Here is a 233-nt window from a genome sequence, read left to right on the forward strand (position 1 = left end):
GTAGAGGAAGGCCTGGGCTGAGGCGAGGGTCGCCTCCGGGTCTTTCCAAAGGCGGCGGTTGCGGCTGATCCAGCCAAAGAAGCGTTCGACCACCCATCTGCGCGGGCGCACGGCAAAGCCGACCTGATCCTTGGGTTTGCGCACGATGTCGACGGTGATGATCGTTGCGGTCGCGGGCCTGTCGCCGGCATAGCCTGCATCGGCGAAGGCCTTGGCGATGAACGGGAAGGTCC

General features: G+C 65.2%; 1 pseudogene. It reads right to left on the minus strand.

Features of this window, described 5'->3' with window-relative positions:
* Positions 1–233, minus strand: a pseudogene (locus MKK55_RS28705) (IS5/IS1182 family transposase); the annotation flags it as partial.

Origin of the sequence: Methylobacterium sp. J-059 (genome assembly GCF_022829485.1) — a bacterium.
In the GTDB taxonomy this organism is placed as follows: domain Bacteria; phylum Pseudomonadota; class Alphaproteobacteria; order Rhizobiales; family Beijerinckiaceae; genus Methylobacterium.